Genomic DNA, 18,491 nt, shown 5'->3' on the forward strand with positions numbered 1-18,491 from the left:
GTTGGCACACTCCTCGTCGGAGTGCTAATCCGACATTAGCACTCGCCCAACCTGAGTGCCAGAACGCCGAACGGCCCCGGGTCGAGGGGAACCGGGGCCGCACGCCGGCGCGGCCCCCGGGGGGTGGGAGGACGGCTCGGCCGGCGCGGGCGTTCGCGGGTGCACTCCGCGGACCACGCGCCGAGGACAATTATTCGCGATCTGGCCGAATACACAAGCGCTTGCAGCAACTAGGTCCCTTGACGCTCCGCACGCCGGACCACGAGGGCGACGGTTCCGGCCGTGGAACGCGTCAGGAGCAGCGTCGCGGACGTCCGCCCGCGCGGGCGCAGGTCCTGCCGCAGCCGCGCCGGGTCGAGGTCCAGCCCGCGGCGCTTGACCTCCAGCGTGCCCACGTCCGCCTCGCGCACCCAGCGCCGCAGCACCTTGAGGTCGTACGGCAGCACACGCTCGACGACGAACGTCGTCGCGAACTCGCTCGTCGCGTCGGCGTCGCCGGTCAGGTAGGCGACCTTGTCGGCCAGGAGCCCGGCGCCGAGCCGCACCCCGAGGACCTCCACCGCACCGGCACGGATGACGGCCCCGTCGGGCTCGTGCACGTAAGCACCCGGCTCCCGGACGGCGAGCGGCTCCCCCGCTCCGCCGACGAGGCGCCGGTCGGGCCACAGCAGCGCGCTGCGCCGTCCGGGCACGCTGCCCGGCCCGCTCCACACGCCGACCTCCACCACGTCGCCGTGGTGGCTCACCCACTCCGCCTCGGCCTCGGCCGGGACGAGCGCGTGCGGGAGCGCGGGCCCGAGCTTGACCCCGAGCAGCCGGCCCGGCACGGCCAGGGCGAGCAGCGACGACAGGTCCGGGCTGAAGTCCTGCGGGCGCCACACCCGCCCCCGCGCGTCACGGCGCGCGGGGTCGGCGAAGACGCCGTCGGCCGGGTCGATCCCGGCGGCCAGGACGTCCGCGACGTCGGCCACGACGACCTCCGCACGCACCTCGTGCTCCGACGCCTCGACCGCGGCGGCGAGGTTCGCGCGGGCGACGTCGGCCGTGGCGGGGTCGCGCTCGACGGCCAGCACGTCCAGGCCGGCGTGCACGAAGGCGACCGCGTCCGAGCCGATGCCGCAGCCGAGGTCCACCACGCGCCGTACGTCGGCGGCCGCGAAGCGCTGCGCGTGCAGCGCCGCCACCTCGGGCCGGGTGGCCTGCTCGAGGCCGTCGCGGGTGAACCACAGCCGCGCCGCCGCCTCGCCGAACTTGGCCCGGGCGCGTCGCCGCAGCGCCACCTGGGTGAGCGCGGCCGCCGCGAGGTCGGGCCCGAGGCGCGTGCGCAGGCGCGTGCCCGCGGCGAGCGAGCCGGGGTCCGGCTCCGCCTCGGCCGCCGCCACGGCCTCCTCGGTGAGACCGAGCGGCAGGTCGGTCACGCTCCCCTCCCCCGCCGCGGGGGCCCGGCTCCCACGCTCCGCCGGCCGGCCCGTACGACGCCGGTCCGGTCACGTTCGCTCGATCTTCCGGAGTCTGCGCGCTTTGCTGCGCGAGCAGGCTTCAGAAGACCGAGCAGACGCGGGCGGAGGGAGGCCGGGGTCAGGGCGGTGGTGCCGGGGGCCGGGGGCACCGTCAGACCAGGACGCGGCTGACGGGCAGGCCGGAGTCCGCACCGAGGTCGGGCGCGGAGGGCCGGCCGCCGGCGTCGATCACCTCGGCACCCAGCACCGCGATCATGGCGCCGTTGTCGGTGCACAGCCCGGGTCGCGGGGTGCGCAGGGTGACGCCGGCCGCGTCGGCCCGCTCGGCGAGCAGCGCGCGCAGGCGTCCGTTGGCGGCCACGCCGCCGCCGATGAGGAGGTTCGTGGCGCCGGTCGCGGCGCACGCGGCGAGCGCCTTGGCGCTGAGGACGTCGCACACGGCCTCCTGGAAGCTCGCAGCCACGTCGGCCAGCGGAACGTCCAGCCCGTCACGCTCGCGGGTCTCCACCCACCGGGCCACGGCGGTCTTGAGGCCGGAGAACGAGAAGTCGAAGCGGTGCTTCTCGAGGTCGCGGCGCGTCGTCAGCCCCCGCGGGAAGGCGATCGCCCTCGGGTCGCCGGTCGCCGCCCGGTCGATCACCGGTCCGCCCGGGTAGGGCAGGCCGAGCAGGCGGGCGACCTTGTCGTACGCCTCCCCCGCGGCGTCGTCGATGGTTGCGCCGAGCTCGACGATGCCTCGGCCGCGCACCCCGGCGATGTCGTCCACCAGCAGCAGGGAGGTGTGCCCGCCGGAGACGAGCAGCGCGACGCAGGGCGTGGGCAGCGGGCCGTGCTCGAGCAGGTCGACGGCGACGTGGCCGGCGAGGTGGTTGACGCCGTACAGGGGCTTGCCGAGCGCGAACGCGAGTGCCTTGGCCGCCGCGACCCCGACGACGAGCGCGCCCATGAGCCCGGGCCCGGCGGTCACCGCGACGGCGTCGATCTCGGTCAGGTCGACGTCGGCCTTGGCGCACGCGCGCTCCAGGGTCGGCAGCATCGCCTCGAGGTGCGCCCGGCTGGCGATCTCGGGAACCACGCCCCCGAACCGTGCGTGCAGGTCGACGCTCGAGGCGACCTCGTTGGCGAGCAGCTCGTGGCCGCGGACGATGCCGACGCCGGTCTCGTCGCAGGAGCTCTCGATGCCCAGGACGAGCGGGCCGCTCACGGTGCCTCCTCCGTCGTCAGGTCCGCGATGCTCAGGTCGTCCGCGTGCTCCGCGGCGAAGTCCGACGCCGTCTCCGAGACCGCCCGGGCGAAGCGGCCGGGCCAGTCCTCGAGGTCGTACAGCTTCATGATCAGCGCGTGCCGGCCCGGACCGTAGTAGTCGCGGCGCACGTGCAGCTGCTCGAAGCCGAGGCGGCCGTAGAGGGCGATGGCGGCCTCGTTGGTCCACTCGACCTCGAGCATCACCGCCCGGGCGCCCGCGTGGCGCACGGCGAGCAGGCCTGCGCGGACGAGGCGCAGGCCGAGGCCCTGGCGCCGGTACGCGGGGGCGACGACGACGCGGTGCAGGTCGGCCAGCTCGCCGACAGTCGACAGGGCGACCACCCCGGCCGGGTGCGCCTCGCGCGCGAGGAGGACGGTGCGCCCCTCGCCGAGCAGCTCGCCGGCCCAGCTGCGCTCGCTCCAGCGCTCGTCGGGGCCGAAGCCCTGCTCCTCGAGCCGCAGGATCGCCGGCAGGTCGTCGCGTCGTGCGGCGAGCAGGCTGAAGCGCAGCGAGGCGGCCGACGGTTCCAGGTCGCCCGTCGCGGCGGCGCTCACCGCCGCACCGCCTGGCCCGGCGGCAGGTGCAGCACCGACTTGCGGCGGGCGGGCTCGGCGGCGTCGGGCCGGCGCAGGTACAGCGGTTCGGTGCCGGCGTCCGGCAGGTCGGCGCCGCGCGCGGCCAGCAGGCCGGGGTCGAGCACCCGGGGACCGTCGACGACCTCGAGCCGGTCGGCGTACAGGTCGGCGCCCGGCCCGACCGTCGGCAGCCGCGCGACGTCGTCGGGGCTGCTCACCTCGGGACCCTGCAGCCGCGTGCCGTCCGCGGCGTAGCGGGCCCAGTAGACCTCGCGGCGCCGCGCGTCGGTCGCGACGACGAAGTCGCCCTGTCCTGAGGGGGGACGACCCCCCACACCCCCCGCTGAGTTCCACTCGCTAGCGCTCGCGGAACTCATGGCCGTTGCGTGAGCGAGGGCGATCGGGTCGAGGCTGCACACGCCGTGCAGCGCCACCCCCCGCACGTGGGCGAGGACCTGGGCGCTCACGATGCCGACGCGCAGCCCGGTGAACGGTCCCGGCCCGAGCCCGACGACCACGTGGTCGACGTCGGCGAGCGTGGCGCCGGCGGAGGCCAGCGCCCGGTGCACGAGGGGGACGAGCTGCTCGACGTGCGCGACGCGGTCGGTGACGCGCTCGGCGGCGAGGACCTCTGTGCCGCGGGCCAGGCCGACGGTGACGTCGGTCGAGGTGTCCAGCGCAAGGGTCAGCCCGCCAGGACGCGGGTCAGGCACCGGACGCCTCCGCGTACGCCGGCGTCTGCGGATCGAGCGACGCGAGGTCGACGTCGGCCCAGCGCGGGCCGACGGGTCGGAGCAGGGCGAGGCGCCCGCCCTCCGGGTCGTGCACGAGGTCGACCTCGAGCCGGTCGTCCCAGCTCTGCTCGACGAGCCCGCGCCCCCACTCGACGACCGTGACGCTGGTCGGGGCGCTCGCGTCGAGGTCGAGGTCGTCGAGCTCGACGGCGCTGCCCAGCCGGTAGGCGTCGACGTGCACCAGGGTCGGGCGTCCGGTCGGCGTCGCGTGGACCCGGGACAGCACGAAGGTCGGCGAGATGACCGGACCGGTGACCCCGAGCCCGTGGCCGAGCCCCTGGGTGAGCGTGGTCTTGCCGGCGCCGAGCTCGCCGGACAGGACCAGCAGGTCCCCGGGGCGCACGACGTCGGCGAGCCGGCGGCCGAGCTCGGTGGTCGCGGCAGCGTCCACGAGCCGAAGCGCCGTCGGCAGCGGCTTGGACAGCACCACGCCGTGGGGCGCGAGCCGGGCGACGGCGTAGCCGCGGTGGCCCCAGTAGGCGATCAGCTCGGCGAACTCCTCGCGGGCGAAGAGGTCGACCCGCGTGTGCCCCTGCAGGGCGGCGAGGTCCTCGGCGGCGGCGATCATCGCGCTGGCGATGCCGTGGCGCTGGAAGTCCGGGTGCACCGAGACGCGGGCGAAGGTCGCCACGTCCTCGCTGGTGCTGCCGACGAGGATCGCGCCCGCCGGGCGGTCGCCGACGGTGGCGACGATGCCGCCGCCGCGACGCAGGGCCGCGGCGATCGTCTCGGCCGTCTCCTGGTCCGCGGTGGACGGCGGGTCGATGGGCGGGCGGGCGCCGAAGGCGGCGTGCACGACCTCGACCATGGCCGCGGCGTCCGACTCCGTCGCCACGACCACGACGGGTTCGGGCAGCGGCGGATTCACGGCAGCGAGATTACTGGCACGGTTCGAGGGCTCCGTACGACGAGCGGTGGCTGAACCTCTCGCCCACCGTGCACCACCACGGCGCACGGCGGGCGAGAAGCTCGAGCACGCGTCAGGCCGACGCGCCCCACGTCTCGGTGCGCGGCTGGCGGTCGGTGCGCGGACCCCGGCGCGGCGGACGGGCGCCACGGGGGCCGCCCTGGCCGCGACCCGCGGGACGCCCACGGCCCGGCCGGCTCTTCGGCGGGTCGATGATCGCGCGGAAGGCGGCCTCGGACACCGCGTCGTACGAGGGCTGACGACCGCCTGTCACGGCGTTCAGCTCCTCGTCGCCGGGGGTGCCGACCATCGAGTCCGCGCTGACCGCGGCCTGGTTGAGCAGCCGGGTGACCTCGCGGCGCTGGTGCGGCAGCACCAGGCTGACGACGACGCCCGTGCCGCCGGCGCGGGCCGTACGACCGGCGCGGTGCAGGTAGTCCTTCGAGCCCGCCGGCGGGTCGACCTGGAGGACCAGACCCACGTCGTCGACGTGGATGCCGCGGGCGGCGACGTCGGTGGCCACGAGGACCGGGACGGAACCCTCCTTGAAGGCCTCGAGGATCCGGGTGCGGGCGCCCTGGGTCAGCCCGCCGTGCAGCGCGCCCGCCATCACGCCGGCCTCGCGGAGCTGCTCGGCGACGCGGTCGGCACCGCGCTGGGTGCGCACGAAGACGATCGTGCGGCCCTCGCGGGCGGCGATCTCCGCCGTCAGCGGCGCCTTGTCGTGCGGCGCGACCTGCACCATGTGGTGCGTCATGGTCGTGACGCTCGCCTTGGCCGAGTCGACCTCGTGGGTGACGGGGTCGACGAGGTACTGGCGCACGATGCGGCCGACGCCCGAGTCGAGGGTCGCCGAGAACAGCAGCCGCTGGCCGCCGCTCGGGACCGTGTCGAGGATCGTCGTCACCGCGGGCAGGAAGCCGAGGTCGGCCATGTGGTCGGCCTCGTCGAGCACCGTGACCTCGACGCGGCTCAGGTCGAGCTCGCCCTGCTCCATGAGGTCGATCAGGCGGCCGGGCGTGGCGATGACGAGGTCGACGCCACGGGCGAAGGCGCGCAGCTGCGGGGTGTAGGACATGCCGCCGGCGATGAGCACCGTCGACAGCCCGGCCACGCGGGCGAGCGGCTCGAGCGCCTCGTTGACCTGCATGGCCAGCTCACGGGTCGGCACCAGCACCAGGCCGCGCGGCGGCTTGCCGCCCTGGCCGTCGGTGAGGTTGGCGATCATCGGCAGGCCGAAGGCGAGCGTCTTGCCCGAGCCGGTCTGGCCGCGGCCGAGGACGTCGCGCCCGGCGAGCGCGTCGGGGATCGTCGCCGCCTGGATCGGGAACGGCGTCGCGATGCCGGACGCGTTCAGCGTCGCGACGAGGTTCGCGGGCAGGCCGAGGTCGGCGAACGTGCCCTCGAAGGCCGGGGTCGGCTCGACCTCGACGGCGGGCTCGGGGGTCACGAGCTCGGGCTCGCGCTCGGCGTCACGCTCGCGGGGCGGGCGGACCTTGGTGGTGCGGGGAGCCGAGGCGTGGTGCGCCCGGTCGGAACGCTCGCCGTACGCACGGTTCGCCGGACGCTTGTCGTCGTAGGAGTCGAAGAACGACGGGCGGCCCGACGCGGTGCGCTGCGGCCGGTCGTCGCGCTGGGGCCGGTCATCGCGGTTGTACGAGGAGCGGTCGTCGCGGCGGGGACGGTCGTCCCGGTTGTACGTGGGCCGGTCGTCGCGGCGCGGGCGGTCGTCACGGTTGAACGAGGGACGGTCGTCACGGCGTGCGCGGTCGTCACGGTTGTAGGCCGGACGGTCGTCGCGGTTGTACGCCGGACGGTCGTCGCGACGCGAGCGGTCGTCGCGGTTGTAGGCGGGACGCTCGTCACGGTTGTACGCCGGACGGTCGTCGCGACGCGAGCGATCGTCGCGGTTGTAGGCGGGACGGTCGTCACGGTTGTACGCGGGACGGTCGTCACGACCGCGCGAACGGTCGTCACGGTTGTACGCGGGACGGTCGTCACGGCGTGCACGGTCGTCACGGTTGTAGGCGGGACGGTCGTCGCGGTTGTACGCGGGACGGTCGTCGCGCTGCGCACGGTCGTCGCGCGGCGGACGCGTCGACCACTCGCCCCGGGCCCGGCCGGTGTCGTTGCGGTCGTTGCGGGAGCCGGCGTCGCGGGCGGGTCCGCCACGCAGCGGCGTACGCGGAAGGCCGCCGCTGCGACGCGGGGTGTGCCCGCGGGCTGCCCGCTCGGCCGCCGACCAGCGCTTCTTGGGGATGCCGTCGGCACCGTGGGACTTCGGGGACATGACTGTCTCGCTTCTCTCCCCAGGCATGGGGGATCTCGGTCAGGTACGTCAACGACCGTGATCGACTGCAACGACTCTGTGCGCAGGAGAGGGAAGACGAACCCAGGTGCGCCGCTCTCGGTGGAGGGCGCGGGTGTCCCGAAGGTGGAGTTGCCGCTCGGGTTGTGACGAGTCTACAGTCTTCGCCCCGCGGAGGCGAAACGGCAGGCGACGGACTCCGGCCGTGCCATGCGTGAGCGCCGAGGGCAAGGGGCCGCACGACTTCTGGGGACAACCTCCGGCGGGCTCCGGAACATGGGGAAAACCCTGGCCGGCGCCCCGGCCGCTGGGACCGTGGACCTCCAGCAGAAGGAGCAGGTCCATGAACCCGAGCCCGACGAACCACACCGCAGCGCGGGCCATCGGCCTCGACGACCTCGACTGGCTCGGCGAGCCCGGCGCAGAGCATGGTCGCTGGTCGAGCGAGCGGGCCATCGTGCACCTGGTGCTCCTCGACGGCCGACTCGTCGACACCTGGCACGAACCGGCCGAGGGCACGCGGTGGGAGCACCTGGCGCAAGAGCGAGCGCGTCCGGTCGTCCAGCTCCCCCGCGACGAGAGCCAAGACCTCCTGGACTGGCTAACCGCCCTGTGCGGCTCGAGCAGCGCGCTCGGCGAGCTCACGGACTCGCCCCTCGGCGAGCCCGAGGCAGAGGCGCACCGACAAGCAACCTCCGAGGCACCGCCGGAGGACGAGCTCGACGAGCTGCTCCTCCGACTGGGCGACGCCTGCTTCGACGGCGAGACCGTGCTCGCCATGCGCCGGGCGGCCAGGCTGCTCGCCTCACCTCGTGGACCGAGGCCGCCGCACCTCAGCGCCCACCAGCGCGCGTCCGGCATCGCCTGGGCGATCGGCAGGGCCAACGGCCTCTTCGGCCCCGGACTCCTCAGCCCCGGTGCGGTCCAGCACGTGCTCGGGCTCACCTCGACGATCTCTGCGGCGGGTCGCGCGGTCGAACGTGCGATCGCCGGCCCGCTGCCGCTCGTCATCCGCCGGCCGAGCCGTGCGCCCGACCTGCTCGTCCTCGGGCGCACCGATCTCCTGCTGGGCGCGACCCGCCGAGCGGTCATCGCGTGGCGCGACCAGGCGCAGGCGGCCCACGCGGCAGCAGCCGCCCGGCACCCCTGCAGCCTGTGCTCGCCCGAGGACGTCCCGCCGAGCCGGTGAGCGACCCGTCGCGGGCGTCAGCGGACGAGCGTCACCGCGAGGTCCGCCCGGTCGCGGGTGGTGGCGACGACGTCGGCGTTGGCCTGGTCGCTGCCCGTGGCCCAGGCCACGGCCTCGGCGTGGTCGGCGCCGTAGCCCTCGCGGCGGCGGACCAGGCGACGGACCCGGACGTCGTCGGGCACGTCGATGAACCACGTCGCGTCGAGCAGTCCCCGCACCTCGGCCCAGGCGCCCTCGTCGCTCAGCAGGTAGTTGCCCTCCGTGACCACGAGGGGCACCTCGCGCGCCACCGGGATCGCCGACCCGAGCGACGCCTCGAGGGCCCGGTCGAAGTCCGGGGCGTGCACGTACGCCTCCTGCTGGTCGCGGAGCCGGCGCAGCAGCGAGACGTAGCCGCCGACGTCGAAGGTGTCGAGCGCGCCCTTGCGCAGGCGGCTCCCCCGAGCGACCAGGGTCGGGTCGGCGAGGTGGAAGCCGTCCATCGGCACGAGCACCGCACGTTCCGGACCGAGCCCGGTGACGAGCGCGCGCGCCAGCGTGGTCTTGCCCGCACCCGGCGGTCCGGTGACGCCGAGCAGCACCCGCCGGCCGGTCGAGGCGAGCCCGGCCGCGCGGGCGAGGAGGTCGGCCGTGGTGGCCCGGACGGTCTCAGGCACGCGCTGCTCCCTCGGCGTCCACGTCGGCGGCGTTCCCGTCGGCGGCGTCCCCGCCGGCGCCGTCCTGCAGCACCTGCGCGTACAGGTCCTCGACCACGCCGGAGAAGACCTCCGGGTGCTCCATCAGGCCGAGGTGCCCGCAGTGCTCGACCCGCAGCGACCGCGCCTGCGGCATGAGCTCGATGATCTTGTCGGTGTGCTCGATCGGCGTGATCACGTCGTCGAGCCCGCCGACGACGGCGCAGGGGACCCGGCTCATGACGGCGAACGCCTCGTACTCGTCGAGCTCGGAGAAGGTCGGGTAGAAGTCGGCCACGACCTCCAGCGAGGTCTCGCCGAGCATCTCGCTGGTGAGCTCGACCAGGTTGGCGGGCACGTCGGAGCCGAAGGCCATCCGCTTGGTCACCACGAATCCGAGGTCGGTGCCGGCCTGCCGGCTGCGCGCGACCAGCTCCGGCACGCGGTTGAGGCCGGCGAGCAGCGGTGGCGCGACCTTCGAGAAGACCGCGCCCGGGATGGCGCGCACCGGCGAGTAGTCGGCCATCTCCCCCGCCGACGTCGAGAACAGCGCGACGCCCTTCACCTGCGGGCCGAACAGCTCGGGGTACGACAGCGCCAGGTGCATGATCGTCATCGCGCCCATCGAGTGCCCGACCAGGACGACCGGGCCGTCGCCGGTCACCTCGGCCAGCACCTGGCGCAGGTCCTCGGCGAGCTGGGGGACGCGGCAGAACTCCGCCGACGAGTGGCCCGAGCGGCCGTGCGAGCGCTGGTCGTAGAGCACCTCCCGCACCCGGCCGCGGAAGTGCGCGCGCTGGTAGAGCCAGCAGTCGAGGCTCAGCGCGTAGCCGTGCACGAGCACGAGGGTCGGCGCGTCGGCGGGCAGCGGCGGGAGCTCGGTGCCGTACGTCGCCGCCGGGTCGTCCGCCCGTTCGTCGACCTCGGTGTGCAGCGGCACCCCGTCGGGCGTGCGGACGGTCGGCCCGTCGGAGCGCGGCAGGACGATCTTGTCCTCGGCGGCGGACGCGCGGCCGATCCGCTTGGTCACGACCCGCTTCTCGAGCTCGAGCCCGACGGCCACCCCGCCGGCGGCGAGCGCGAGCACCCCGGCCACCAGGCCGACGCCCGCACCCAGCCCACCGCCGGTCCAGGAGGCGAGGGAGGCCGTCGGCGACGAGCGTCGCCCGGCACGGCGCACGAGGGCGCGCCCCAGGCCGCGGGGCGCGCGGGCCGCCATCAGCGCCCGTCCCCGGCGGCGTCGAGGCCGTGGCGGTAGACCCGCGGCACCCGCGCGCCGATACGGGTGACGATCTCGTAGCCGATCGTCCCGCAGACCTCGGCCCAGTCGGCCGCCGTCGGTGCCTCCGGCCCGCCGCCGAACAGCGTCACCTCGTCGCCCGGCTCCTCGCGGGCGTCGGGGCCGAGCTCGACGACCAGCTGGTCCATGCAGATGCGACCGCGCACCGGGGCCCGCCGGCCGCCGACGGCGACCTCCGCGACGTTGCCGGCGTGGCGCGGCACCCCGTCGGCGTAGCCGAGCGGCACCAGGCCGACGACCGTGTCCGACGGCGCGGTCCAGGTCCAGCCGTAGGAGACGCCCGTGCCGGCGGCGACGCGCTTGACCAGCGCGAGCTGCGCGCGCAGGCGCATGACGGGGGTGAGCGTGACGCCGGCGAGGGCGGCGAGCCCGGGCGCGGGCTCCACCCCGTACGCGGCGATGCCGACGCGGACCAGGTCGAAGCGGGCCTCGGGGACGACGAGCGCGCCCGCGGAGTTGGCGAGGTGGCGCAGCTCGGGCTGCAGGCCGGCCAGCCGCGCCCGCACGTACGCCCGGTCGAAGGCCGCGAGCTGGAGGCCGACCGACGGGTGGCCCGGCTCGTCGGCGGCCGCGAGGTGCGACCAGAGCCCGACGGTACGGAGCGCCCCGGCGCCCTCGGCCTCGACAGCCGCGGCGAACAGCTCGTCCCAGGCGTGCTCCGGCGCGCCGTTGCGCGTCAGGCCGGTGTCGACCTTCAGGTGCACCCGCGCCACCCGCTCGGCCACGGCCGCGCCGGCGGCCAGCCGGGAGATGTCCTCCGCGCTCGACGCCGAGACGTCGACGTCGGCCGCGACCAGCGGGCTGAGGTCCTCCGTCGGCCCGTAGAGCCAGCACAGCAGCGGTCCGGTGTCGCCCACCGCACGCAGGGCCAGCGCCTCGCCGGGCGTGGCCACGCCGAGCCAGGTGGCGCCGGCGGCGCGGGCCTCGCGCGCGCAGACGGCCATCCCGTGCCCGTACGCGTCGGCCTTGACCACGACCATGAGCGCGGCGGGGCCGACGTGCGCCGCGAGGGCGGCGACGTTGTCGCGCAGGGCGGCCAGGTCGATCTCGGCGCTCGCCGTCGCGGGGTCGATCGCGGACGGGGCCGAAGCGTCCGGAGCGGTGGTCGGCGTCACCGCCGGCCCTCCTGCCACCAGGCGCCGAGCTGGTCGGCGCACCGCTCGGCGAGCGCGTGCGGCGGGAGCGGACCGGGGTGCGCGGCGGCCGTGACCGCCTGCAGGGAGGCGCCGAGGACCGCGGCCTCGTGCGCGGGCCGGCCGGCGGCGAGGACGGCGGCGCAGAGGCCGCCGAGCGTGTCCCCGGAACCGGCGCGCCCGGTCCACGCGGGACCCGGCACGGCGAGCTCGACGGTCCGGGTCCCGGGGCGGGCGACGAGCTGCGTCGCTCCCTTGAGCAGGACCGTCGCGCCGGTGCGCCCGACCCCGGCGCGCACGGCGGCCAGCGGGTCGTCCTCGACCTCGGAACGCTCCACGCCGAGCAGCCGGGCGAGCTCGCCCGCGTGCGGCGTGAGGAGCCAGGTGCCCGGCATCGTCTCGGGCCGGTACCGCAGCCCGTCGGCGTCGAGGACGCCCGGGACCTCGGAGGCGACGGCGTCCGCCACCGCCTGCGTGCCGTCCGCCCGGTCGCCCCAGCCCGAGCCGAGGAGGTGGGCCTGCACCCGGCCGGGGGCGAAGACGACGTCGGGCAGGTTCGTGGTGATGACGGTCTGCGCCGACTCCGGCCCCAGGAACCGCACCATCCCGGCGCCGCCGTGCACGGCGCCGTACGTGGCCATGATCCCGGCGCCCGGGTAGGTCTCCGACCCGCAGTCGACGCCGACCACACCCTTGGCGTACTTGTCGCTCTGCGGCGCCGGCCAGGGCCACGCGGCGGCCACCCGCGCCGCGTCCCAGGCGTCGAGCTCCGGCTCCTCGGCGCTGGTGTCCAGGCCGATGTCGACGAGCACGAGGCGGCCCGTACGGCTGCGCGCGGGTTCGAGGAGGTGGCCCACCTTGACCACCCCGAAGGTGACGGTGACGGCGGCGGTGACCGCCGCACCCGGGACCGCGCCGGTGTCGGCGGCGACGCCGGAGGGCAGGTCGACGGCGACCACCGGGACGTCGGCGTCGGCGAGGCGGTCCACGAGGTCGGCGACGTCGTCGGGCAGGCCGGGCCGCCCGCCGATGCCGAGGATCCCGTCGAGGGCGAGGTCGTACGCGCCCAGGGCGCTCAGCTGCGCGCGCTCGAGGCGTCGGCCGCCGGCGGCGAGCAGGGCGGCGAGCCCCTCGGCGTGCGGGGTCCCGAGCACACCGACCGCGTCGACGCGGACGCCGCGCCGGGCCAGCCGCGCACCGGCCCACAGGGCGTCGCCGCCGTTGTTGCCGGGCCCGACGAGCACGAGCACCCGGGCGCCGTACACGCGGTCGACGCGGGTCCGCAGCGCCTCGACGACGACGGCGGCCAGGCCGGCGGCGGCCCGCTGCATGAGGGTGCCGTCGTCCTCGGGACCCATGGCCGCACGTTCCATCCGGCGCACCTGCTCGACGGTGAAGGCCTGCACGCTGGCGACCCTATCCAGCGGCGTCGTACGACCGTGGGATCGGCGCCGCTGCACGGCACCTCGGGCGGCTCAGCCCTCGCAGACCACGACGGCGGAGGCGATGCCGGCGTCGTGGGACAGGCTCACGTGGATGGAGGTGATCCCGGCGACCGCGACCTGGGCGGCGACGGTTCCGCGGACCTCGAAGCGCGGCCGCCCGCGCTCGTCGGTGACGATCTCGGCGTCCTGCCAGGACATCCCCTGCGGCGCCCCGAGCGCCTTGGCCAGCGCCTCCTTGGCCGCGAACCGCGCGGCGAGGGAGGCCACGGGACGTTCCGCCTCGGCCGGGGTGAACAGGCGGCGCACGAGGCCCGGGCGCCGCTGCAGCGTCTGACCGAACCGTTCCACGTCGCAGACGTCGATCCCGACGCCGACGATCACCGGCACTCCCTGGGCACGGGCCGGCGGGCCAGCGCCGGTGTACTCAGCAAGCTGGCGCTACCCACAGCAGATCTGCTCGGTGGAACATCGGTTTTTCACGTTCACGTGAAGAACCGGGGACTCGAGGGACGGGAACGCGCGCAGCGGGCGGGTCACTCGACGGTGACGGACTTGGCGAGGTTGCGGGGCTGGTCGACGTCGTGGCCCTTGAGGGTTGCGAGCTCGCAGGCGAACATCTGCAGCGGGACCGTGGCCACGAGCGGCTGCAGCAGCGTCGAGACCTGGGGCAGCGGGACGAGGACGTCGGCGTACGGGAGCACCTCGTGGTCGTCGGCCTCGGCGAGGACGACGGTGCGGGCGCCGCGGGCGCGGACCTCCTGCAGGTTGGACAGCACCTTGTCGTGGAGCATGTCGCGCCCGCGCGGCGGGATCACCACGAAGACCGGCAGCCCGTCCTCGATGAGCGCGATGGGGCCGTGCTTGAGCTCGCCGGCCGCGAAGCCCTCCGCGTGGATGTAGGCGAGCTCCTTGAGCTTGAGCGCGCCCTCCAGGGCGACGGGGTAGCCGACGTGGCGCCCCAGGAACAGCACCACGCGCTCCTCGGCGAAGTCCGCCGCCAGCTTGAGCACCGGGTCCATGCCCTCGAGCACCCGCGCGATCGCGTCGGGCATCGTGGCCAGCTCCCCCATCAGCGCGGCGATCTCGTCGCCGAACTTCGTCCCGCGCACCTGCGCGAGGTAGAGCCCGAGCAGGTAGCAGGCGACGATCTGGGTGGTGAAGCCCTTCGTCGAGGCGACGCTGATCTCCGGGCCGGCGTGGGTGTAGATGACGGCGTCGGACTCGCGCGGGATGGTCGCGCCGTTGGTGTTGCAGACGGCCAGCACGCGGGCGTGCTGCTCGCGGGCGTGCCGGATCGCCATGAGCGTGTCAGCGGTCTCGCCGGACTGGCTGATGGCGACGACCAGGGTCGTCGGCCCGACGATCGGGTCGCGGTAGCGGAACTCGCTGGCCAGCTCCACCTCGCAGGGGATCCGGGTCCAGTGCTCGATGGCGTACTTGGCGACGAGCCCGGCGTACGAGGCGGTGCCGCAGGCGATGATGATGATCTTGTCGATGCGGCGCAGCTCCTCCTCGGAGATGCGCACCTCGTCGAGCGTGAGCCGGCCGTTCTCGTCGTGGCGACCCAGGAGGGTGTCGGCGACCGCCTTCGGCTGCTCGTAGATCTCCTTGCGCATGAACCAGTCGAAGCCGCCCTTCTCGGCGGCCGACAGGTCCCAGTCGACGTGGAACGGGCGCACCGGCGCCGGGGCGCCGTCGAAGTCGGTGACGGTCACGTCGGAGTCGGTGATCACGACGACCTGGTCCTGGCCGAGCTCGATCGCGTCGCGGGTGTGCTCGATGAACGCGGCGACGTCGGAGGCGAGGAAGTTCTCGCCCTCCCCCACGCCCACCACGAGCGGGGAGTTGCGGCGCGCGGCCACGACCTGGCGCGGGCCCTGCGCGTCGACGGCGACGAGGGTGAAGGCGCCCTGCAGGCGGCGGCAGACGAGACGCATCGCGTCGGCCAGGTCCACCCCGGCGGCGACCTGCTGCGCGAGCAGGTGGGCGACGACCTCGGTGTCGGTCTCGGAGACGCAGGTGATGCCGTCCTCGCCGAGCTCGGTGCGCAGGGCCGCGAAGTTCTCGATGATGCCGTTGTGCACGACGGCGACCCGGCCGTCGTACGAGACGTGCGGGTGCGCGTTGGTGTCGGTCGGGCCGCCGTGGGTGGCCCAGCGCGTGTGGCCCAGGCCGAGCCCGTCGGCGGGCAGCGGGTGCGCCGCCAGCTCGGCGTCGAGGTTGGCGATCTTGCCCGCCTTCTTCCTGGCGTGCAGCTCTCCGTCGCTGACGACGGCGACCCCCGCGGAGTCGTAGCCGCGGTACTCGAGGCGCCGCAGCCCCTCGACCACGACACCGAGCGCCGACCTCGGGCCGACGTAGCCGACGATTCCGCACATGGGCGCCAGCGTACGGGAGCACGGCCGCCTGGACCCGGAACGCAAGGTTCCTGCGCGGCACCGACCGGCCTGTGGAGAGAAGTCCCACGGCTGGTCGCGCGCACTACCCTGAGCGACCGTGACCCAGTCGCGGGCGCTCGACGTCGAGGCGCCGCCCAGCCCCTACGTGGAGCGCAGCCGGGCCGACTGGGCCGCGCTCGCCGCCAGCGACCAGCTGGGCCTGGACGCCGAGACCCTGGAGCGGGTCCGCGGCCTGGACGACCCGACCTCGCTGCGCGACGTGCGCGAGGTCTACCTGCCGCTGAGCGGCCTGCTCACCCGCTACGTCGACCTCACCGGCGAGCTGCACCGCAGCACCGGCGACTTCCTGCACCTGTCGGTCGGCCGCACGCCCTTCGTCATCGGCATCGCCGGCTCGGTGGCGGTCGGCAAGTCCACGACCGCCCGCCTGCTGCGCGAGCTGCTGGCCGCGTGGCCCGGGCACCCGCGGGTCGCGCTGGTCACGACCGACGGCTTCCTGCACCCGAACGCCGAGCTCGCCCGGCGCGGGCTCATGGAGCGCAAGGGCTTCCCCGAGTCGTACGACCGGCGCGCGCTGCTGCGCTTCGTCATGGACGTCAAGTCCGGCAAGCCCCGCGTCGCCGCCCCCGTCTACAGCCACCTGGTCTACGACATCGTCCCCGACGAGCAGGTGGTTTTGGACAGCCCGGACATCCTCATCGTCGAGGGCCTCAACGTCCTGCAGCCGGCCGTGGTCCGCCCCGACGGCACCACCGGGCTGGCGGTGAGCGACTTCTTCGACTTCTCCGTCTACGTCGACGCCGACCTCGACGACATCCGCGCCTGGTACGTCTCGCGCTTCCTGTCGCTGCGGGAGACCGCGTTCCGCGACCCGCGCTCGTACTTCACGCGCTACGCCGAGCTGACGCCCGAGCAGGCCGTCGCGCGGGCCGAGCACCTGTGGGACACCATCAACGGCCCGAACCTGCGCCGGAACATCCTCCCGACGCGCGGCCGGGCCACGGCGATCCTGCGCAAGGGCCCCGACCACCGGGTCGAGTGGGTGCGGATCCGCAAGGTCTGAGCCGGCCACGGCGCGGACGCGCGGCCTCCGCCGGTCCCGCACCGGACGTGTATCAGGACGCGGCCCCGGTGCTCCTCCACCCCGACGCGCGTGCCGGCCGGCAAGGGGGGCCCGGCCGGCACGCCGTCACCGGGTCCGCCCGGGCTGGGAGCCTCGTTCCTGCGTGACGCGCAGAATTCGGGTGCTCGTCGCCCACGCGCACGTCGTGGGCGCTCCCGGTGGACGACCGCACGGCTACGGTGGAGGACATGGCGAACGAGCACGGCCCGCTGCCGCCGCGCGCACGGCTCAGCGCCGGGACCGCCTTCAAGGCCGGCTTCTTCGGCGCCTTCGGTGCGCTCGCCTTCGGCCTGCTGCTCTCGCTGGTGGTGGTCGTCGCCGCCCTCGTCCTGGCCGCGCTCGGCGTGCTGCCCGGGGTGGCCCAGCTCTTCCAGGCCGTCACGACGCCCTGAGGCGGCTCAGGCCTCTGCGCCGCCCGCCGTGATCGGCCGCGGCCGACGCGCGTCCCCCGAGACGGGCGGGGGCGGCGGCGGCGGCTGGCGCGGCACCGGCCGTGACGTGGTGAGCGGGAAGCGGAGGACGAACAGCGCACCGCCGCCCGGTGCGTCGGTGACGATGACCGTGCCGCCGTGCTGCCGCACCACCGACTCGGTGATCGACAGCCCCAGACCCGTCCCCGGGGTGGCCCGCGACGCCTCGGAGCGGAAGAACCGGTCGAAGACGAAGGCCCGCTCCTCCTGGACGACACCACGACCCTGGTCGGCGACGCGCACCTCCCCGTCGTGCAGGCTCACGGTGATCGTGCCGCCGGGCGGGGAGAACTTCACCGCGTTGTCGAGCACGTTGTCGAGGGCCCGCCCGAGCAGGTCGGCGTCGCCCTGCAGGTAGGTCGGGTCCAGCGAGACGTCCCAGCCGAAGCCGGGCACGCGCATGCTGATCCGGTCGACCGTCTCCTCCAGCACCGCGGTGAGGTCGACCTCGTAGAGCTCGGCCGCCGTCCGGTCCTCGCGGGTCAGGCCGATCAGGTCGGACACGAGCGAGGAGAACTCGATCAGCTGGGTGCGCACGTCGCGCATGATCGTCAGCCGGTCGTCCGGCGGCAGCATCGCGCGCTGGGTGTCGGCGAGCAGCAGCTCGATGTTCGTCCGCATGCTGGTGAGCGGCGTACGGAGCTCGTGCCCGGCGTCCGCGACGAAGCGCGCCTGGCGCACCCGGGAGACCTTGATCGTGTCGAGCAGGTGGTTGAAGGCCACCGAGAGCCGGCCGATCTCGTCGTCGCGCACGACCTCCACGGGCGTGAGGTCGTCGGACGCGGCGCGCCGCTCGACCTCGCTGGTGAGCTCGCGCACCGGAGCCACACCCGCACGGGCCAGCCGACGGGCGGCGAGCCCGGCGGTGACCACGGCGGCGAGGCCGCAGGCGGCGAGGGCCAGCGCGAGCGCGCCGAGGATCTGCTGCGAACCGGCCAGCGGGCGCCCGATCACCAACGCGGCCTGCGACGGGCCGCCGAGCGGGACGACGAGGACGCGGTACGGCCGGCCGTCGGGCGTCCGGGCCTGGCGGGTGAGCTCGCCGAGCTGGCCCGCGGCCACGGCGAGGTCACGTCCGTCGACGAGGATCGCCTCGGAGCCGGGCGCCCGCACCGCCTCGCCGTCGGCCCGGAGCGCACCGACCATGAGGTCGTCGTCGAGGTCGCGGTCGGCGGAGACGAACCTGTCCACCTGCTCCCAGGTGGGCGAGGGCCCGATGGCGGCCACGGCCGCGGTGGTGGCCCGGGCCAGCACGCCGTCGATGCGGTCGTAGGCCGCGATCCGCGTGGCGAGGTAGCCGGCGAGCCCGGTGAAGAGCACGGCGAGGGTGACGATCAGCAGGGTGAACCTGCCGACGCGACGTTGCAGCGAGGGCCCCGAGGGGCGGCCGACGTCGGGGGCCGTCGGCCTGCTCATCGCGTGAGCTCCCCCGGTGGTGCGCCCGCGCGCGCTCGCGCACGGGCCACGG

The 18,491-nt window shown here is 75.2% G+C and carries 16 protein-coding genes; 3 read left to right on the top strand and 13 right to left on the bottom strand.

Going from position 1 to position 18,491, the window contains the following annotated elements; all coding sequences use genetic code 11:
* Positions 1-230 precede the first annotated feature (230 nt).
* The 6 genes from BMY04_RS19280 to BMY04_RS19305 form a co-directional block, all read right to left on the bottom strand.
* Entirely contained in the window at positions 231-1,418 is a 1,188-nt protein-coding gene (locus BMY04_RS19280) for a class I SAM-dependent methyltransferase (RefSeq protein WP_091185346.1), read from the bottom strand.
* A gap of 193 nt (positions 1,419-1,611) precedes the next feature.
* Positions 1,612-2,664, bottom strand: a complete 1,053-nt coding sequence (gene tsaD / locus BMY04_RS19285) for a tRNA (adenosine(37)-N6)-threonylcarbamoyltransferase complex transferase subunit TsaD (protein ID WP_091185349.1) — start codon at positions 2,662-2,664, stop codon at positions 1,612-1,614.
* On the bottom strand, positions 2,661-3,260 hold the full coding sequence (locus tag BMY04_RS19290) for a GNAT family N-acetyltransferase (protein ID WP_091185352.1): 600 nt from the start codon (positions 3,258-3,260) through the stop codon (positions 2,661-2,663). Before BMY04_RS19290 ends, tsaD begins: the two co-directional genes overlap by 4 nt.
* Positions 3,257-3,994 carry a tRNA (adenosine(37)-N6)-threonylcarbamoyltransferase complex dimerization subunit type 1 TsaB gene (gene tsaB / locus BMY04_RS19295; protein WP_232506514.1) on the bottom strand — a complete coding sequence of 246 codons (738 nt, stop codon included), beginning with the start codon at positions 3,992-3,994 and terminating at the stop codon, positions 3,257-3,259. Before tsaB ends, BMY04_RS19290 begins: the two co-directional genes overlap by 4 nt.
* The gene (gene tsaE / locus BMY04_RS19300) at positions 3,987-4,943 is read right to left on the bottom strand and encodes a tRNA (adenosine(37)-N6)-threonylcarbamoyltransferase complex ATPase subunit type 1 TsaE (protein ID WP_232506515.1); all 957 of its coding nucleotides are present in this window, start codon (positions 4,941-4,943) and stop codon (positions 3,987-3,989) included. Before tsaE ends, tsaB begins: the two co-directional genes overlap by 8 nt.
* Positions 4,944-5,055: 112 nt before the next feature.
* On the bottom strand, positions 5,056-7,272 hold the full coding sequence (locus tag BMY04_RS19305) for a DEAD/DEAH box helicase (RefSeq protein WP_091185356.1): 2,217 nt from the start codon (positions 7,270-7,272) through the stop codon (positions 5,056-5,058).
* Positions 7,273-7,633: 361 nt separating this feature from the next.
* Here BMY04_RS19305 and BMY04_RS19310 point away from each other — a divergent pair, with 361 nt between their 5' ends.
* Positions 7,634-8,479: a hypothetical protein gene (locus BMY04_RS19310; RefSeq protein WP_091185360.1), complete on the top strand. Its 846-nt coding sequence runs from the start codon at positions 7,634-7,636 to the stop codon at positions 8,477-8,479.
* Positions 8,480-8,496: 17 nt separating this feature from the next.
* On the opposite strand, the gene BMY04_RS19315 is transcribed toward BMY04_RS19310, so the two are convergent.
* The 6 genes from BMY04_RS19315 to glmS all read right to left on the bottom strand — a co-directional run bounded on the left by BMY04_RS19315 (position 8,497) and on the right by glmS (position 15,409).
* Positions 8,497-9,135, bottom strand: a complete 639-nt coding sequence (locus tag BMY04_RS19315; RefSeq protein WP_091185361.1) for a nucleoside/nucleotide kinase family protein — start codon at positions 9,133-9,135, stop codon at positions 8,497-8,499.
* Positions 9,128-10,372 carry an alpha/beta fold hydrolase gene (locus tag BMY04_RS19320; protein ID WP_091185364.1) on the bottom strand — a complete coding sequence of 415 codons (1,245 nt, stop codon included), beginning with the start codon at positions 10,370-10,372 and terminating at the stop codon, positions 9,128-9,130. Before BMY04_RS19320 ends, BMY04_RS19315 begins: the two co-directional genes overlap by 8 nt.
* Positions 10,372-11,568, bottom strand: coding sequence for an alanine racemase (gene alr / locus BMY04_RS19325; RefSeq protein ID WP_232506516.1), 1,197 nt, complete (start codon positions 11,566-11,568; stop codon positions 10,372-10,374). Before alr ends, BMY04_RS19320 begins: the two co-directional genes overlap by 1 nt.
* Positions 11,565-12,992 carry an NAD(P)H-hydrate epimerase gene (locus tag BMY04_RS19330; RefSeq protein ID WP_232506517.1) on the bottom strand — a complete coding sequence of 476 codons (1,428 nt, stop codon included), beginning with the start codon at positions 12,990-12,992 and terminating at the stop codon, positions 11,565-11,567. The genes alr and BMY04_RS19330 overlap by 4 nt, the downstream gene beginning before the upstream one ends.
* A gap of 69 nt (positions 12,993-13,061) precedes the next feature.
* Entirely contained in the window at positions 13,062-13,412 is a 351-nt protein-coding gene (locus BMY04_RS19335; protein ID WP_091185734.1) for a holo-ACP synthase, read from the bottom strand.
* Positions 13,413-13,564: 152 nt separating this feature from the next.
* Positions 13,565-15,409, bottom strand: coding sequence for a glutamine--fructose-6-phosphate transaminase (isomerizing) (gene glmS / locus BMY04_RS19340; protein WP_091185367.1), 1,845 nt, complete (start codon positions 15,407-15,409; stop codon positions 13,565-13,567).
* Positions 15,410-15,527: 118 nt separating this feature from the next.
* Here glmS and coaA point away from each other — a divergent pair, with 118 nt between their 5' ends.
* Entirely contained in the window at positions 15,528-16,493 is a 966-nt protein-coding gene (coaA, locus tag BMY04_RS19345) for a type I pantothenate kinase (RefSeq protein ID WP_091185370.1), read from the top strand.
* A 248-nt stretch (positions 16,494-16,741) separates the two neighbouring features.
* The gene (locus BMY04_RS19350; RefSeq protein WP_139210006.1) at positions 16,742-16,945 is read left to right on the top strand and encodes a hypothetical protein; all 204 of its coding nucleotides are present in this window, start codon (positions 16,742-16,744) and stop codon (positions 16,943-16,945) included.
* A gap of 6 nt (positions 16,946-16,951) precedes the next feature.
* On the opposite strand, the gene BMY04_RS19355 is transcribed toward BMY04_RS19350, so the two are convergent.
* Positions 16,952-18,439 (bottom strand): sensor histidine kinase, encoded by a 1,488-nt coding sequence (locus BMY04_RS19355; RefSeq protein ID WP_091185378.1) that lies wholly within the window; start codon positions 18,437-18,439, stop codon positions 16,952-16,954.
* Positions 18,440-18,491: the final 52 nt, after the last annotated feature.

It is taken from the genome of Microlunatus flavus, assembly GCF_900110855.1.
Taxonomy (GTDB): domain Bacteria; phylum Actinomycetota; class Actinomycetes; order Propionibacteriales; family Propionibacteriaceae; genus Microlunatus; species Microlunatus flavus.

Coding starts and splice junctions, on each gene's coding strand:
- BMY04_RS19320 (WP_091185364.1), bottom strand. CDS start 10,372: ATGGCGGCCCGCGCGCCCCGCGGCCTGGGGCGCGCCCTCGTGCGCCGT.
- BMY04_RS19310 (WP_091185360.1), top strand. CDS start 7,634: ATGAACCCGAGCCCGACGAACCACACCGCAGCGCGGGCCATCGGCCTC.
- glmS (WP_091185367.1), bottom strand. CDS start 15,409: ATGTGCGGAATCGTCGGCTACGTCGGCCCGAGGTCGGCGCTCGGTGTC.
- BMY04_RS19305 (WP_091185356.1), bottom strand. CDS start 7,272: ATGTCCCCGAAGTCCCACGGTGCCGACGGCATCCCCAAGAAGCGCTGG.
- BMY04_RS19355 (WP_091185378.1), bottom strand. CDS start 18,439: ATGAGCAGGCCGACGGCCCCCGACGTCGGCCGCCCCTCGGGGCCCTCG.
- BMY04_RS19350 (WP_139210006.1), top strand. CDS start 16,742: ATGGCGAACGAGCACGGCCCGCTGCCGCCGCGCGCACGGCTCAGCGCC.